Annotated in this window: 11 protein-coding genes and 1 pseudogene; 10 read left to right on the top strand and 2 right to left on the bottom strand. The window is 69.8% G+C overall.

Annotated elements, in window-relative coordinates; genetic code table 11:
• Window positions 1-114: 114 nt before the first annotated feature.
• Both secA and EAS64_RS47105 read left to right on the top strand, forming a co-directional pair.
• A pseudogene (gene secA, locus EAS64_RS07060) lies at window positions 115-2,611 on the top strand (preprotein translocase subunit SecA); the annotation flags it as partial.
• A 317-nt stretch (window positions 2,612-2,928) separates the two neighbouring features.
• Window positions 2,929-3,150 (top strand): SEC-C metal-binding domain-containing protein, encoded by a 222-nt coding sequence (locus EAS64_RS47105; RefSeq protein WP_342782029.1) that lies wholly within the window; start codon window positions 2,929-2,931, stop codon window positions 3,148-3,150.
• A 2-nt stretch (window positions 3,151-3,152) separates the two neighbouring features.
• Here the strand turns inward: EAS64_RS47105 and EAS64_RS07055 are convergent, their stop codons facing one another.
• A complete protein-coding gene (locus EAS64_RS07055; RefSeq protein WP_145851827.1) occupies window positions 3,153-3,659 on the bottom strand; it encodes an Rv3235 family protein in 507 nt (168 codons plus the stop codon).
• A gap of 178 nt (window positions 3,660-3,837) precedes the next feature.
• Between EAS64_RS07055 and EAS64_RS07050 the strand changes: the two genes are divergently transcribed.
• The 7 genes from EAS64_RS07050 to prfB all read left to right on the top strand — a co-directional run bounded on the left by EAS64_RS07050 (window position 3,838) and on the right by prfB (window position 15,801).
• Window positions 3,838-4,314, top strand: coding sequence for a very short patch repair endonuclease (locus EAS64_RS07050; RefSeq protein WP_246115548.1), 477 nt, complete (start codon window positions 3,838-3,840; stop codon window positions 4,312-4,314).
• Between the two features lie 13 nt (window positions 4,315-4,327).
• Entirely contained in the window at window positions 4,328-4,825 is a 498-nt protein-coding gene (locus tag EAS64_RS07045) for a DUF6912 family protein (RefSeq protein ID WP_145851826.1), read from the top strand.
• Between the two features lie 43 nt (window positions 4,826-4,868).
• On the top strand, window positions 4,869-6,497 hold the full coding sequence (pruA, locus tag EAS64_RS07040; protein WP_145851825.1) for an L-glutamate gamma-semialdehyde dehydrogenase: 1,629 nt from the start codon (window positions 4,869-4,871) through the stop codon (window positions 6,495-6,497).
• Window positions 6,498-6,527: 30 nt separating this feature from the next.
• A complete protein-coding gene (locus EAS64_RS07035; RefSeq protein WP_145851824.1) occupies window positions 6,528-7,229 on the top strand; it encodes an HAD family hydrolase in 702 nt (233 codons plus the stop codon).
• A 144-nt stretch (window positions 7,230-7,373) separates the two neighbouring features.
• Window positions 7,374-9,464 carry an acetoacetate--CoA ligase gene (locus EAS64_RS07030; protein ID WP_145851823.1) on the top strand — a complete coding sequence of 697 codons (2,091 nt, stop codon included), beginning with the start codon at window positions 7,374-7,376 and terminating at the stop codon, window positions 9,462-9,464.
• A gap of 235 nt (window positions 9,465-9,699) precedes the next feature.
• Window positions 9,700-14,592, top strand: a complete 4,893-nt coding sequence (locus EAS64_RS07025) for an NAD-glutamate dehydrogenase (RefSeq protein ID WP_145851822.1) — start codon at window positions 9,700-9,702, stop codon at window positions 14,590-14,592.
• A gap of 96 nt (window positions 14,593-14,688) precedes the next feature.
• Complete coding sequence (gene prfB / locus EAS64_RS07020; RefSeq protein WP_145851821.1) at window positions 14,689-15,801, top strand: peptide chain release factor 2; 1,113 nt, start codon at window positions 14,689-14,691, stop codon at window positions 15,799-15,801.
• A 20-nt stretch (window positions 15,802-15,821) separates the two neighbouring features.
• On the opposite strand, the gene EAS64_RS07015 is transcribed toward prfB, so the two are convergent.
• Window positions 15,822-16,007: a hypothetical protein gene (locus EAS64_RS07015; protein WP_145851820.1), complete on the bottom strand. Its 186-nt coding sequence runs from the start codon at window positions 16,005-16,007 to the stop codon at window positions 15,822-15,824.
• A 234-nt stretch (window positions 16,008-16,241) separates the two neighbouring features.
• Here EAS64_RS07015 and ftsE point away from each other — a divergent pair, with 234 nt between their 5' ends.
• Window positions 16,242-16,931: a cell division ATP-binding protein FtsE gene (gene ftsE, locus EAS64_RS07010; protein WP_145851819.1), complete on the top strand. Its 690-nt coding sequence runs from the start codon at window positions 16,242-16,244 to the stop codon at window positions 16,929-16,931.
• Window positions 16,932-16,982 lie beyond the last annotated feature (51 nt).

Genomic DNA, 16,982 nt, shown 5'->3' with positions numbered 1-16,982 from the left:
ACGATGGCAGGCGGGGACTTGTCGCGCCCCGGGAACGGCGGACCTGCGCCCGGCCGTTGACCAAGTAATCCGTTTACGTCCAGTTGAGTACTGCCGCAAGGAGCACGAACCGAAGTGCCTTCGATCCTAGACAGCATCCTCCGCGCCGGCGAGGGCAAGACCCTGCGTCAGCTGAAGCGGATCAGCGAGCAGATCAACTCCGTTGAGGACGACTTCGTCGCGATGAGCGACGCCGATCTGCGCGGGATGACGGAAGAGTTCAAGCAGCGGCTCGCCGACGGCGAGACGCTCGACGAGATCCTGCCCGAGGCGTTCGCCACGGTGCGTGAGGCGGCCCGCAGGACGCTGGGCCAGCGCGCCTTCGACGTGCAGCTCATGGGCGGCGCCGCGCTGCACCTCGGCAACATCGCCGAGATGCGCACTGGTGAGGGCAAGACGCTCACCGGCGTGTTCCCCGCCTACCTGAACGCCCTGGCCGGCAAGGGCGTGCACGTCGTCACGACCAACGACTACCTGGCCAAGCGCGACTCCGAGTGGATGGGCCGGGTGCACCGCTTCCTCGGCCTCGAGGTCGGGGTGATTCTCGCCGACATGACGCCCGCCGAGCGGGTCAAGGCGTACGCAGCCGACGTCACCTACGGGACGAACAACGAGTTCGGCTTCGACTATCTGCGCGACAACATGTCCTGGTCACTTGAGGAGTGCGTGCAGCGCGGCCACAATTTCGCGATCGTCGACGAAGTGGACTCGATCCTGGTCGACGAGGCTCGCACGCCGCTGATCATCTCCGGTCCCGCTGAGCAGAACTCGCGCTGGTACACCGAGTTCGCCAAGATCGCGCCGCGGCTGCGCCGCGGCGAGGATGGCGAGGGCGACTACGAGGTCGACGAGAAGAAGCGGACCGTCGGCATCATGGAGTCCGGGGTGGAGAAGGTCGAGGACTGGCTCGGCATCGACAACCTGTACGACCCTGTCAACACGCCGCTGGTGTCCTTCCTGAACAACGCGCTCAAGGCCAAGGAGCTGTTCAAGAAGGACAAGGACTACGTCGTGATGAACGGCGAGGTCCTCATCGTGGACGAGTTCACCGGCCGCATCCTGCACGGCCGCCGCTACAACGAGGGCATGCACCAGGCCATCGAGGCCAAGGAGAGCGTGCAGATCAAGGACGAGAACCAGACGTTCGCGACGATCACGCTGCAGAACTACTTCCGGCTCTACGGCAAGCTCGCGGGCATGACCGGTACGGCCATGACCGAGGCCGCCGAGTTCATGCAGATCTACAAGCTCGGCGTGATCCCGATCCCGACCAACAAGCCGATGATCCGCGCCGACGAGACCGACGTGATCTACCAGACCGCGCAGGCCAAGTACGACTCGGTGGTGGAGGACATCGCGGAGCGGCACGCCGAGGGGCAGCCGGTCCTCGTCGGCACGGTAAGCGTCGAGAAGTCGGAGATCCTCTCGGTGCTGCTCAAGCGGCGTGGCATCCAGCACCACGTGCTGAACGCGAAGTACCACGAGCAGGAGGCGATGATCGTCGCCCAGTCCGGGCGGCTCGGCGCCGTCACGGTGGCGACGAACATGGCGGGCCGCGGCACCGACATCATGCTCGGCGGCAACCCCGAGTTCATCGCCGACCTGGAACTGCACCAGCGCGGCCTGTCGCCGGTCGACACCCCGGAGGATTACGAGGCCGCATGGCCGGAGGCGGTCGCCAAGGCGAAGGCGGCCGTGGTGGCCGAGCACGAGCAGGTGGTGGCGGCCGGCGGGCTGTACGTCCTCGGCACCGAGCGGCACGAGTCGCGCCGGATCGACAACCAGCTCCGCGGCCGGTCCGGCCGGCAGGGCGACCCGGGCAAGTCCCGGTTCTACCTGTCGCTCGAGGACGACCTGATGCGGATGTTCAACTCCGACCGGGTCGGCGCGATCATGGACCGGCTGAACATCCCGGCCGACGTCCCGGTTGAGAACTCGGTGGTCTCGCGCGCGATCAGGTCCGCGCAGAGCCAGGTCGAGTCGCAGAACTTCGAGATCCGTAAGGACGTGCTGAAGTACGACGACGTGCTCAACAGGCAGCGCACGGTGATCTATGGCGAGCGGCGCAAGGTCCTGGAGGGCGCGGACCTGCACGAGCAGGTCCGGTCGATGATCGACGAGGTCATCGCCTCCTACGCGGCCGCGGCCACCGCCGACGGGTACCCGGAGGAGTGGGACCTGGAGAAGATGTGGCGCGCGTTCAAGCAGCTCTTCCCGATCACGCTGAAGATCGACACGCTGCTCGAGGAGGCCGGCGGTGACAAGTCGGGCCTGAACACCGAGCTCATCACCGAAATGGTGCAGGAGAACGCGCAGGAGGCCTACGACCGCCGCGAGGCCGAGCTCACGCCCGACCTCATGCGCGAGATCGAGCGGCGCGTGGTGCTCTCGGTTCTCGACCGCAAGTGGCGCGAGCACCTGTACGAGATGGACTACCTCCGCGAGGGCATCGGCCTGCGCGCGATGGCGCAGCGCGACCCGCTGGTCGAGTACCAGCGGGAGGGCTTCGACATGTTCAACGCGATGATGGACGGCATCAGGGAAGAGTCGGTCGGCAACCTCTTCAACCTCCAGTTCGAGATTCAGGAGAACCCGATCGTCGAGGAGGTCGGCGCCGGCGCCCAGCTCGCGTTCGGCGGCGCGCTCCCCGGCCTGACCGCCCCGGCTCCCGCCGCGCAGGCTCCGGGGGCTCCCGCGCGTCCGGCTCCCGTCATCCCGCCCGAGCCGGCCGCGCCGGCCGCGCCGCCGGCGGCGTTCGGCCGCAGCAGGGGCAGGCATGCCGCCGACGGGCGCGGTCACGCCACCGCGGCCGGCCGGGGCGAGGCCGCGGCCAAGAGTGGCGTCGGCGCACATGCCGCCCCGGACGTCACGGCGCAGGACGAGACCGATGTGGCGGAAGTGACAGACAGCCGGCCGGAGCCGGTGCTCCCCGTCGGCCTCGCGCCGCGCCGCCCGCGCAACCTCCAGTACTCGGCGCCGTCGGAGGACGGCAGCGTGGAGCGGCACGGTGACGCCGCCGCCGACCCGTACGCCAGTGTCGGCCGCAACGACCTGTGCCCGTGCGGTTCCGGCCGCAAGTACAAGCGCTGCCACGGCGGCCGTCAGGGCTAGCCTTACGCCGCCTCAATGGCGGTGCACAGCCACCGCGTGGCGGGCGCGTCCCGCCGTGCGGTGGCCGCCTGTGCGGCGCGTTCCAGGCGGACGGCGAGCGCCCGCGTGCGCGGGCCCGTCTCGACGATCAGCGTCATCTCCACGACGCCGGCGGCGGGCGTGCTCGTCAGCACTCTCCGGATCCGTGGCCGCCTGCTGGCGGTGAACAGCGGGAACAGGCGGTGCAGGTGAATGCTCGCCCGCTTGGACAGCAGCGGCGCGAGCTGACGGGCGGGCCTGGCCCCGGCTAGCGTCTCCACGATGAGCAGCGCGAACTGGTGCGGCGCCGGCTGGCACTGCGCGGCCGGGGCGGAGCGTCCTGCGTCGCCGCGAGGCGGGGGTGAGCACGGCGACAGGCCGGGGCCGGCCACGTAGTCAGGCGACCAGTCGCTTGGCACCTCCACCGGTTGCAGCGCCGCGAGCTCTTGGTCGGGCGGCGCGGCGGGCGCCAAGACTTGCTCACCGAGCATGATTCCCCCATGAGACGAACGAGGCCGTGGCAACTGCCTGCCACAACTTCTACTCCCCGCCACCGACATTCCGCGTCCGGCGGCACCGGACGCCCGCCTGCCCTGTCCGCGATCACCCTGTCCGCCAATCGCCGCATTACCCCGATCGCAACGCTGTGCCGATCGCTAGGCTTTGCCCGTGGACGCGGCAAAGCTATATCCCTTCCCGGCCAACGCGGGCCGGTCCGCGAACATGAAGGCAAACCGCAGGACCGACACCAAGCCCGAGCTGGCGCTGCGTGCCGCATTGCACGCGAAGGGTTACCGCTACCGCAAGGACTTCCGGCTCGACCTGCCGCTGCGCCGAGTACGCCCGGACATCGCGTTCACCCGCCGCAAGGTCGCCGTGTTCGTGGACGGCTGCTTCTGGCACGCCTGCCCCGATCACGGCAGCAGGCCGAAGAACAACGACTGGTACTGGTCGCCGAAGCTGGCGAGGAACGTGGAACGCGACCGCGCCGCCGACGACGCCCTCGCGCACGCCGGCTGGACGGTGGTCCGGCTGTGGGAACACGTGCCAGTCGAGGACGCCGTGGCCGCTGTGATCGCCGCAGTCGGCACGCCGCGGGATGCGCCCTCTTTGCCGTGCCCGCCCACGGCGGGCACGGCGCTGTAGATAGCATTCCGCCATGCGGGTCTACCTGCCCTCCACCCTGCCGGGGCTGGCCGTGATCCTCGCCAGGGGCGAGGCGGAGGCGGGGCCGCTGCGCGCGTTCGCGGTGACGCCCGCGCTGCGCGAGGCCTACGCGAGCGGCGACGAAGAGGAACTCGAGTACGTGGCGATGGTGGCCGCCGCCAGGGAATCGCTGCGGATGCTCAACGTCGACCAAAAGGCGCCGCGCCGCCGCGTGGTCTTGGCCGCCGATGTTCCCGACGTGCACGTCAGCTGGCAGCCCTACGATGACGAGGCGGCCGCGGTGCTTGTCGGCGCCGCCATTCCGCTCGCGGACATCGCCTCCGGCCATGTAGACGAGCTTGCGGCCGTCTCCGACGTGGCCGCGGCGGCCGACGCGATCAGCGCCGCCGATGCCGGCGACGACGACGCCTCCTTCACTGTCGACTCGGCCGAGGCGCACGAGCTCGCCTGGTACGCCACCCAGGAGCTCGAGTATCTGACAGCCGAGTAGTCCGCCGCTGATTCGCCGCCTCCGCGCGGGGAAAGTGCCGGACATGGATGCTGTGACTCGGGTTCCGCTGCCGGTCAACGAGCCGGTGCGGCAGTACCAGCCGGGCAGCGCGGACCGCTCCGCGCTCGAGGCGCGAATCAAGGATCTGGCCGGGCAGCGGGCGGAGCTGACGATGACCATCGGCGGCCGCACCGTCATGGGTTCCGGTGAGCGGATCGCGGTGGTCCAGCCGCACAATCACCGCCGGGTCCTTGGCGAGCTCGGTAACGCGACTGACGCGGAGGTGGCGGAGGCGATCGCGGCCGCGGCGGCGGCCGCGAAGCCGTGGCGGGCGCTGTCCTTCGACGACCGCGCGGCCGTCTTCCTGCGCGCGGCCGACCTGCTCGCCGGGCCGTGGCGCGCGACGCTGAACGCGGCGACCGTCCTCGGCCAGTCCAAGTCGGTCTTCCAGGCCGAGATCGACGCCGCCTGCGAGCTGATCGACTTCCTGCGGTACAACGTCGCGTTCGCCAGGCAGTTGCTCGCCGAGCAGCCCGCATCGAGCCCGGGCACCTGGAACCGGATGGAGTACCGGCCGCTCGAGGGGTTCGTGCTCGCGATCACGCCGTTCAACTTCACCGCGATCGCCGGGAACCTGCCGACCGCGCCCGCCCTGCTCGGCAACGTGGTGGTGTGGAAGCCGTCGCCGACTCAGCAGCTCGCGGCGCACTACACCATGGCACTGCTGACGGCGGCCGGCTTGCCGCCCGGCGTGATCAACATGGTGACCGGTGACGGCCAGGCGGTCTCCCGGGTCGCGCTGTCCCACCCCGGCCTGGCCGGGATTCACTTCACCGGCTCGACCGGCACCTTCCAGCACCTGTGGCGCACGGTGGGGGAGAACATCGCGAGCTTCCGCGACTATCCGCGGCTCGTCGGCGAGACCGGCGGCAAGGACTTCGTGATCGTGCATCCCTCGGCCGATCCCGCCTCGATCGTGACCACGCTGGTCCGCGGCGCCTTCGAGTACCAGGGCCAGAAGTGCTCCGCCGCCTCGCGCGCCTACCTGCCGCGGTCGCTGTGGGACGGGGTCAGGGACGAGCTCGTCTCCGCCGCGCAAGCGATCCGCTATGGCGACGTGGCCGAGGACCTGTCGCTGTTCGGCGGCGCGGTGATCGACGCACGCGCGTTCGGCAAGCACCGCGACGCGTTCGACCGGGCCCGCTCCCGCCCGTCGGTCTCCTTCCTCACCGGCGGCCAGTCCAGCGATGAGACCGGCTACTTCGTCGCCCCGACCGTGCTTGACTGCTCCGATCCCGCCGACGAGGTGTTCACCATCGAATACTTCGGCCCGATACTCGCGGTGCACGTCTACGACGACGCGAACTACCCTGCGATGCTCACCCAGGCCGCGGACGTGGCGCAGTATGCGCTCACCGGCTCCATCCTCGCCACCGACCGCCACGCGATCGCGGAGGCAGCGGAGGCGCTGCGGTACAGCGCGGGCAACTTCTACATCAACGACAAGCCCACGGGCGCGGTGGTCGGCCAGCAGCCGTTCGGCGGTGCCAGGGCAAGCGGCACCGACGACAAGGCCGGCTCGGTGTTCAATCTCATCCGCTGGGTCTCCGCCCGGTCCATCAAGGAGACGTTTGTCCCGCCCACCGACTACCGTTATCCGCACATGGGGTAGTTCAGGGCGGAGGTCGTCATTCACCGGCTGGTGCTGTGGAACATCGACCTGACGCTGCTCGACGTGACCAGGGTCACCAGGGCGGCGTACGCCGAGGCGTTCGCGGCCGTGACCGGCCGGCCGCTTGTGCAGCTGCCGCAGATGGTGGGGCAGACCGAGCCGGAGATATTCTTCGACGCGCTCGGCAGGAACGGCGTCAGCCTGCGCGCGGACGGCGAGTCGGAGCGGCTGCTCGTGCCGTTCGGCGCGGAGTTCGCGACCCGGCTTGCCGCGCGGAAGCCGGAACTGTCGCAGCAGGGCCATCTCATGCCTGGCGCGCAGGAGGCACTGACGGCCGTGGCGGGGATCGGCGGTGTGGTCCAGTCGGTGCTCACCGGCTCCAGCCGCCCGAACGCCACGCTCAAGCTGCGCGCCTTCCGCCTCGACCGGCACCTGGACCTTGGGATCGGCGGGTTCGCGGGCTCCGAGCCCTACCCGAAGGGCGCCTTGCTGCGCGCGACGCGGCTGCGCGCCGAGGAGAAGTACGGGGTTAGCTTCGCAGAGCGGGCGACGATCTACATCGCGGACTCGCCGCGTGACGTCGAGGCGGCGAAGGTCGGCGGCGCCACCTCGGTGGCCGTCGCCAGCGGGCGCGCCTCCACAGCCGAGCTTCGCGAAGCGGGCGCGGACCTCGTGCTCCCCGATCTCACCAGCCCCATGCCGCTCATCACCCTCATCAGGGCCCTGCCCTGAGCGGGAAATCGTCACGAGTGCGATGAAAGCGGACATTTAGCCGTATCGGATTGTGCCTGAATGTGCGCTATCCGTGCTCTGTGACGTGGCGATGTTGGTCCGGTCACATTGCGCCCCCGGTTGCGATGGCATGATGCTGGATCCATGACTGAGACCGACACCGATGGTGCCGCCGCAGGCAAGGGATACGGCGCGACGCTCTGGGTGCCCGACGCCCAGACCGTAAGGAACGCCAGGATCAGCCATTACCTCGGCTGGCTCGCTCAGCGCGGCGCCGGCCTGGACACCGCCTGGTCGGCCGACGCCGACCCCATGGATCCCGAGCACGCTCCCGCGGCCTACCGGCGGCTATGGCAGTGGTCGGTCGACAATCCCGGCGAGTTCTGGACCTCGATCTGGGACTACTTCGAGGTCCTCGGCGACCGCCCGCAGGCCGGCCCCGCCCTGACCGGCACCACGATGCCCGACGTGCACTGGTTCCCGGGAGCCACGCTGAACTACGCGCGCAACGCGCTCCGCACCGCGGCAAGCAACCCGGATCAGGCGGCGATCATCTACTCCTCGGAACGGGGGCGCGATGGCTCACTCAGCTACCGTGAACTCGCTGACGAGGTGGGCCGCGTCGCGGCGGGGCTGCGCGGTCTCGGCGTCGGCAAGGGCGACCGGGTGGTAGCGCTGCTGCCCAACATTCCCGAAGCGGTCATCGGCCTGCTCGCGGCGGCGTCCATCGGCGCGATCTGGTCGTCCTGCTCCCCGGACTTCGGCATCCGCAGCGTGGTCGACCGCTGGTCGCAGATCGAGCCTGCCGTGCTGATCGCCGTGGACGGCTACGCGTACAACGGCAAGCAGTACCCGCGGTCGGACGTGGTGGCGGACATCGCGGCCCAGCTGCCGAGCCTGCGTGCGGTTGTCATGGTCGGCCTGCTCGGCCCCGCCGCAGAAAACCCCGCCGCAGAAAACCCAGCCGAGGCCAGCCCGCCCGCGCTGCCGCGGGGCGTTGCCCTTGTCGACTGGCGGGGTTTCGGCGAGGCGGCAGAGCCGGAATTCGCGGAACTGCCCTTCGAGCACCCGCTCTGGGTCGTCTATTCCTCCGGAACCACCGGCCTGCCCAAGCCGATCGTGCACGGTCAGGGCGGGATCGTGCTTGAGCACCTGAAATCCCTCGCCTTCCACCTGAACCTGGGGCCGGGCGACCGCTTCTCCTGGTACACCACCACCGGCTGGATGATGTGGAACTTCCAGGTCGGAGGGCTGCTCGCGGGCACGACCATCGTGCTCTACGACGGCGCGGCTGCCTACCCGGCCGCGGACCGGCTGTGGCGGCTCGCCGCCGACACCGGGCTCAGCTATCTCGGTGTCGGCGCCCCGTACCTGATGGCGGGCCTGAAGGCCGGGCTCGTGCCGCGGGAGGACTGCGACCTGACGAGCCTCCGGGGTATCGGCTCCACCGGCTCGCCGCTGCCCCCGGAGGGCTTCGACTGGGTCTACCGGCAGGTCAAGCCGGATGTTCAGCTCGGCTCCCTGTCCGGGGGAACGGACGTGTGCACCGGGTTCGTCGGGCACGCGCCGCTGCTGCCGATCCGCACGGGAATCATCTCCGGGCCGGCGCTCGGCGCCAAGGTCGAGGCCTTCGACGACCATGGCAAGCCGGTCATCGGCGAGGTCGGCGAGCTGGTGATCACCGAGCCGATGCCGTCGATGCCGGTCTTCTTCTGGAACGACCCCGACGGGACGCGATACCGGGAGAGCTATTTCGCCGACTACCCCGGCGTCTGGCGGCACGGTGACTGGATCGAGATGCGCGCCGACGGCTCGTGCGTGATCTACGGCCGGTCGGACGCCACGCTCAACCGGGGCGGCGTCCGCATGGGCACCAGCGAGTTCTACCGGGTCGTCGAGGCTTTCCCCGAGGTCGCCGACTCGCTCGTGGTGGACACGGGGCGCCTGGGCGCAGACGGCAGGCTGATCCTGTTCGTGCAGCTCGCGCAGGGCCAGGAGCTCACCGACGAACTCGCCGGGCGGATCAAGAGCGCGCTGCGTCAGCAGCTTTCTCCCCGGCACGTCCCCGATGAGCTGCACGTGGTCCCCGGTGTGCCGAGAACGCTGTCCGGCAAGAAGCTCGAGGTCCCGGTGCGGAAGATCCTGCTCGGCACCCCCGTGGAGCGGGCAGCCGATCCGAGCGCCCTGGCAAATCCGGATGTGCTCGCTTCGTACATTCCTGGGCCTAGGCTGTAAGCAAGGAGGGCATCAGGGCGCCTCGGGTCGCGCCCCAGCTTGCGATGCGAATGTGATCCTCATCTCACACAGCGACGGTCACGCGAACGAGCCGTTTTCATCCCCATCGCGCAGGCCTGGCGGTTTTCCAGGTCAACGACGAGGATGAGAGGGGTTTGCAGCGGGCCTTCGCATGCCCGTGCACACGGCCGGCACAACGAGGTGCCGGCTGGCCATCACAAAGGAGTGAAAGGCAATGCCGGAACGCGCGGCCGAGGCCAGGCTGGCCTTGGACGACACCAGGGAGGAACTGATCGCCAAGGCGGTCGCGCTGTGGACCTCGGTGCACAGCGTCGCCAAGGAGAGTGCTGCCGCGCATGGCGCGGCGGACGAGGCTGCCGACCCGCCCGGCGACCCAGGACTGGCGGTGGGCGGCAACCTTCCCGGCTTCCTTGCCGCGTATTACCGGCGCGTCGCCGTCGAGGACCTGATCGTGGCCGGCCCGGCGCGGCTTGCCCTGACGGCGCATTGGCATGCGGCGCTCGGCGCCAACCGGCCCCAGGGCCGCGCGGTCGTCAGGGTCCGCCCCGAGGCCGGCGCCTCGCTCACCGGAGCGGGGACCGTGGTCGACATCGTCACCGACGACATGCCGTACCTGGTCGACTCCGTCACAATGGAACTGAACAGGCACGGCGTCGACATCCGGCTCATCGTGCACCCGCTGCTCACCGTGCACAGGGACGTGACCGGGGCGGCGCACGGGACGGCGCCGACGAGCGCCGACGCCGAAGCGGATGCCGTACCCGAGTCCTGGATCCACGTCGAGCTCGGCCCGGTCAGCGATCACGAGGTCCTCGGCGCCGACCTGCGCCGGGTACTCGACGACCTGCGGGTCGCGATGGAGGACCAGCGCCGCATGCGCTCGGCCGCCCGCGACCTGGTCGAGATGCTCGCCGACACCGGAGGCACCGAGGGGACAGAGGCGAGCGAACTGCTCGCCTGGCTGTCCGCGGGCCACTTCACCTTCCTCGGCTACCGCCGGTACGACCTGGTCGGCGGCGAGCAGCCGGAGCTCAAAGCCGTGCCAGGCACCGGCCTCGGCATCCTCAGGCATGACACCCTCGACTCCTTCGCGGTCACCCCGCAGGGCGAGCGCCAGGAGCGAGTGCTCGTGCTCGCGAAGTCGTCGACCATGTCGACCGTCTACCGGCCCAGCTACCTGGATTACGTGGCGGTCCGCAGGTTCAGCCAGACGGGCGAGGTGATCGGCGAATACCGGTTCCTCGGCCTCTACTCCCAGGCCGCCTACACCGAGTCGGTCACTCGCATCCCGGTGCTCAGGCGCCGGGTCGACCGGATGCTTGACATCGCCGGCGTCCCCGCGGACAGCCATGACGGCAAGGCGCTGATCGAGATACTCGAGGGCTACCCGCGTGAGGAACTGTTCGAGATCAGCGCGGAGCAGCTCGCCCCCATCGCCTTGGCGGTGCTCAGTCTCGGCGAGCGCAAGCAGGTTCGCCTGTTTGTGCGCCCCGACCCCTACGGCCGCTACGTCTCCTGCCTGGTGTACCTGCCGCGTGACCGGTACACCACCCAGGTCAGGCTGCGCGCGCAGGAGATCCTGCGCGCCGCCTTCGGCGGATCCTCCGTCGACTACAGCGCCATGGTGGGCAACTCCGCACTCGCCCGGCTGCACGTCGTGGTGCACGCCGAGCCGGGCAAGCCGCTCGCCACGGTCGACCAGGCCGAGCTGCAGGTGAAGGTAGCCGCGGCGGTCCGTTCCTGGGACGAGGACCTGGCCGCGGAGGCGGAGCGCAGGCTAGGACCGGAACGCGCCGCCACCATGCTGTGGACCTGCGCGGACGGCATCCCCGAGACCTACAAGGCGGACACCGCCCCCGCCCCGGCGGTCGCGGACCTCGACGTGGTGCGCCAGCTGCGCGAGGACGGCGCGCCGTTCGCGATCCGCCTGTCGGTCGGGCACGGCGGCGAGCCGGCCAGCGTCGCGGACGGCGACTGCTGGCGGCTGCGCATCATCCGGCTCTCCCCGATGACGCTGTCGGACGTGCTTCCGCAGCTGCAGCACATGGGGCTGGAGGTGCTCGACGAGCACCCGTACGAGTTCAGTGCCGACACGCACCCGTTCTGGATCTACGACTTCGGCCTTCGCCCGCGCGGACGGGTTGCTCGCGCGGACACCGATGCCGACGCGGTCCGCTCCGGCTTCGAGACGGCGCTGACCGCGCTGTGGCAGGGGCTGACCGAGGACGACGAGTTCAACGGCCTGGTCCTGGACGCCGAGCTGACCTGGCGGCAGATCGTGGTGCTGCGCGCGTATGCGCGATACCTGCGGCAGGCGGGCACCCAGTTCAGCCAGAACTACCTGCAGCGAGTGCTGCGCGCCAACCCGGGCATCACCCGGCTGCTGGTGCGGCTCTTTGAGTCCCGGTTCGATCCGGCGCTGCAGGAAGGCGCAGAGGAGCGCTGCACGGCGATCACCGAGGAGCTGCGCGGTGCGCTCGATGAGGTGGTCAGCCTCGACCACGACCGCATACTCCGCTCCTACCTGGCTCTCATCGAGGCCACGCTGCGCACGAACTACTTCGCCGCGGACGACAAGCCGTACCTGGTGTTCAAGCTCGCCTCCAGGCAGCTGAACCTGCTGCCGGTGCCGCGGCCGAGGTTCGAGATCTTCGTGTACTCGCCGCGGCTCGAGGCGGTCCACCTGCGGTTCGGCGCGGTCGCCCGTGGCGGCCTGCGCTGGTCGGAGCGGCCAGAGGACTTCCGCACCGAGGTGCTCGGCCTGGTCAAGGCGCAGGAGGTGAAGAACTCGGTCATCGTGCCGTCCGGCGCGAAGGGCGGGTTCGTCTGCAAGCGGCTGCCCGATCCCGCCGACAGGGATGCCTTCCAGGCCGAGGTGCTCGGCTGCTACCAGGCGTTTATCGGCGCGATGCTCGAAATCACCGACAACATCGTTGGCGACGCCGTGGCACCGCCGCCGCGCGTGGTCCGTCTCGACGGCGACGACCCCTACCTGGTGGTCGCCGCCGACAAGGGGACCGCGACGTTCTCCGACGTGGCGAACGAGATCGCGGGCAGGTACGGCTACTGGCTCGGCGACGCATTCGCCTCCGGCGGCTCCGAGGGCTACGACCACAAGAAGATGGGCATCACCGCCCGCGGCGCTTGGGAGTCGGTCCGCTGGCACTTCGCGGCGCTGCACCTGGACCCGGATGCCGACGACTTCACGGCCGTCGGCGTGGGCGACATGTCGGGCGACGTGTTCGGCAACGGGATGCTGCTATCGCGGCACCTGAAGCTGGTCGCGGCGTTCGACCACCGGCACCTGTTCCTCGACCCGGACCCGGACCCGGCGACGAGCTTCGCGGAACGGCAGCGGCTCTTCGACCTGCCGCGCTCGTCGTGGGCGGACTACGACACGTCGCTGATCTCGGCCGGTGGGGGCGTCTGGCCCCGCTCGGCTAAGTCGGTGCCCGTCTCCGCGCAGGCACGCGCGGCGCTCGGCCTCGACGGCTCGGTCACGGCGCTGTCGCCAGACGAGCTGATCTCGGCGATCCTGCGCGCGCCGGTCGACCTGCTGTGGAACGGCGGCATCGGGACCTACGTGAAGGCGTCGCACGAGACGCACGCCGACGCGGGCGACCGGTCCAACGACGCCGTGCGGGTGGACGGCGCGGCCCTGCGGGCGCGGGTGGTGGCCGAGGGCGGCAACCTCGGGCTCACCCAGGCCGGGCGGATCGAGTACGCGCTCGGCGGCGGCCTGGTGAACACCGACTTCATCGACAACTCCGCGGGCGTGGACACCTCCGACCACGAGGTGAACATCAAGATCCTGCTGGCCGGCGCGATCGCCGCCGGGGAGATCCGCACCGACGAGCGCGGCGGGCTGCTGCACGGCATGACCGACGAGGTCGCCGCGCACGTGCTGCGGCACAACGACGGGCAGAACATGGCGCTCGCCGTGGCCAGGCACCAGGCATCCTCGATGCTCAGTGTGCACGGCAGGTACCTGCGCCAGCTCGTCAGGGACGGCCGGGTCTCGCTGGAGACCGACGGCCTGCCCGGCGAGAAGGAGGTCGCCGCCCGGCGGTCCGCCGGCGGCGGGCTGACCACGCCGGAACTCGCGGTGCTGCTCGCCCAGACCAAGATAGGGGCGGGGCAGGAGGTGCTTGCCTCCGACCTGCCCGACGACCCGTACCTGCGATCCGCGCTGTCCGGCTACTTCCCGGTACCGCTGCGCGAGCGGTTCGCCGATCAGCTCGGCGGTCACCGGCTGCGCCGCGAGATCATCACGACCGAGGTGATCAACGAGATGGTCGACACCGGCGGGTCGACCTTCCTGTTCCGGCTCGGCGAGGAGACGGGCCTCCCGGTGCCGGACATCACCCGGGCCTGGCTGGTGGCCAGGGAGGTCTTCGGCATGCCGGCGTTCTGGCGGCAGGTGAGGGGGCTGGCCGGGACGGTGGACGTAGACGCGCGGGTCGCGGCGATCCTTGAGGGGCGCAAGCTAGTGGAACGGGCAGCTCGCTGGCTGCTCATGAACAGGCGGTCGTCGTTCGGCATCGCCGAGACAGTGAGCTTCTTCGCGGCCGGGGTCGATGCGGTCCGCTCCGCGATTCCCAAGCTGCTGTCGGGCCGGGATCTCTCCGGGTTCGAGGAGCGGCGGGCCTCTTTCGCCGAGCGCGGCGTGCCGGCCGGGCTCGCGGACGAGGTCGCGGCCATGGTGCCGTCGTACTCCGCCTTCGACATCGTCACCGCGGCCGCCGCGACCTCGCACGGCATCGACGAGACCGCGGCGGTGTACTTCCTGCTCGCTGACCGGCTGCAGCTCGGCAGGCTCCGCGACCTGGTGGTCGCGCTGCCGCGCGACGACCGCTGGACGACCGCCGCCCGCTCCGCGCTGCGCGACGAGCTGTACGGCGTGCACGCCGGGCTGACCAGGGACGTGCTGGCGGTCGGCGGGGGGTCCGCGGCGGAACGCGTGGCGGCGTGGGAGTCGCTCAACGCGGCCGCGGTGTCCCGGGCCGCGGCGACACTCGCCGAGATCTGGGAGAGCGACCGGTTCACCTTCGCCACCCTGTCGGTGGGCGTCCGGGTGATCCGCGCGCTGGTGGCGCCCGACTCCTGACGGGCAGTGGTTTCGCGGGCTGGCTGCGCAAGCCAGCCCGCGAGGCCTGCCGGCTCGAATGCGCCGCCTGACGGGTATTCGCGTAGGCTTTCCGGCATGGCAGCTACCGATCCCACCGATGAGATATCGGAACTGTCGTCCAAGCTCGACACCATCGAAGCCGTGGTCGATCCTGAGGCGATGCGTACCGAGGCCGCCGACCTGCGCGAGCAGGCCGCCGACCCCTCGCTCTGGGAGGACCAGTCGCGCGCCCAGGAGGTCACCAGGCGGCTCTCCTACCTTGAGGGGGAACTCGGCCGTCTCGAGGCGCTGCGCCAGCGGCTCGATGACACCCGCGTCCTGTTCGAGCTTGCCGACGACGAGCACGACCAGGACACCAAGGACGAGGCGGCCGCCGAACTCGCCGCGGTGCGCAAGGACATCGACACTCTCGAGGTCCGCACCCTGCTGAACGGCGAGTACGACGCCCGCGAGGCGCTCATCACGATCAATTCCCAGGCGGGCGGTGCCGACGCGGAGGACTTCGCGGGCAACCTGCAGCGCATGTACCTGCGCTGGGCGGAGCGGCACAAGTACCCGACGGAGATCTACGACGTCTCCTACGGCGAGGCGGGCATCAAGTCCACCACGTTCGCGGTGAAGGCGCCCTACGCCTACGGGACGCTCCGCGGCGAGCAGGGCACGCACCGCATGGTCCGCATCTCCAAGTACGACAACCAGGGCCGCCGCCAGACCAGCTTCGCCGGCGTGGACGTGCTTCCCGTGGTGGGGCAGACCGACCACGTGGACATCCCGGACGACGAGATCCGGGTCGACGTCTTCCGCTCCTCCGGCCCCGGCGGCCAGGGCGTCAACACGACCGACTCGGCGGTCCGGATCACCCACCTGCCGACCGGCATCGTGGTCTCCTGCCAGAACGAGCGGTCGCAGATCCAGAACAGGGCCTCCGCGATGGCCGTTCTGGCGTCCAAGCTGCTTGAGCGCCGCCGCGAGGAGGAGGCGCAGGAGATGGCGGCGCTGAAGGGCGACGGCGGCCGGGCCTGGGGTTCGCAGATCCGCAACTACGTCCTCTACCCGTACCAGATGGTCAAGGACCAGCGGACGGGCCAGGAGACCTCGCAGGCGGAGACTGTGCTCGACGGTGAGATTGATGACTTCATCGACGCCGAGATCCGCTGGCTGCGCAAGTCGGAGCGGGAAGAGCAGTAGTCCGGCGCGGCTGCTGGACGCTATGGGAGCACGTGCGTCGCGATCAGCAGGCCGAGCAGGAGCAGCAGGGCCGCGGCGACGAGGAGTTGCGGCGTCAGGGCAGGGCCGTGGTGGTGGATCTCGGCGCGCGCCGCACGGCATACCGGACAGCGGCCCTCGACTACCGGGTTGGTGCAGTGAGCGCAGATCAGGTGCTCGCAGCTCATCTCATACCCCTTCCGGAAGCGGTGCCCCGGGCGCACTTGGCGTGATCTGGAGCCTTAGCTGCCAGTTTCCCCCTAGACTGTTCCCTGGCTAAGCCAGGTTACCCGCAAGTTGCCCGGCTAAGCCGGAAATACCCGTGTGGCGGTCGGACCGGCGCAAACGCGTCGTCTGACCAGGCATTGCCGGCCCCCCATTGAGGCAGGCATTAAGGCGTCGAGAGATCCTGTGATGGTCCCGTGATTGAGTTTCAAAACGTCACCAAGATCTACCCGAACCAGAATCGGGCCGCCCTGGAGAGCGTCGACATGACGATCAACAAGGGAGAGTTCGTCTTCCTCGTCGGCCCGTCAGGGTCGGGCAAGTCCTCGTTCCTGCGGCTCATCCTCCGCGAGGAGCGGCCGAACGACGGACGCATCATGGTGGCCGGCAACGACCTGGCAAAACTGACCAACTGGAAGGTCCCCGCGCTGCGCCGCAAGATCGGCTGCGTCTTCCAGGACTTCCGGCTGCTGCCGAGCAAGACCGTCGAGCAGAACGTCGCGTTCGCGCTCGAGGTGATCGGCAAGCCGCGGCGGTTCATCAAGCGCGTGGTGCCCGAGGTGCTCGACCTCGTGGGCCTGGAGGGCAAGCACGACCGGATGCCCGACGAACTCTCCGGTGGCGAGCAGCAGCGGGTCGCGATGGCCAGGGCGTTCGTCAACCGGCCGATGATCCTGCTGGCCGACGAGCCCACGGGAAACATCGACCCGGCGACCTCAATCGGCATCATGAAGGTGCTCGACCGGATCAACCGGACGGGGACGACGGTCGTCATGGCGACGCACGACGCCGCGATCGTCGACTCGATGCGCAAGCGCGTCATCGAGCTCGAGTACGGCAAGGTGGTCCGCGACCAGAACCGCGGTGTCTACGGGCAGAACTACTAGCGGCGCCTGAACCGGCGTGTCTGGCCGGTTTCATTACCGCCTGCTTACCGA

It is taken from the genome of Trebonia kvetii, assembly GCF_007827045.1.
In the GTDB taxonomy this organism is placed as follows: Bacteria; Actinomycetota; Actinomycetes; order Streptosporangiales; family Streptosporangiaceae; genus Trebonia; species Trebonia kvetii.
Note: the sequence above shows the minus strand (reverse complement) of the source record. Positions and strands in the feature narration are given on the sequence as shown.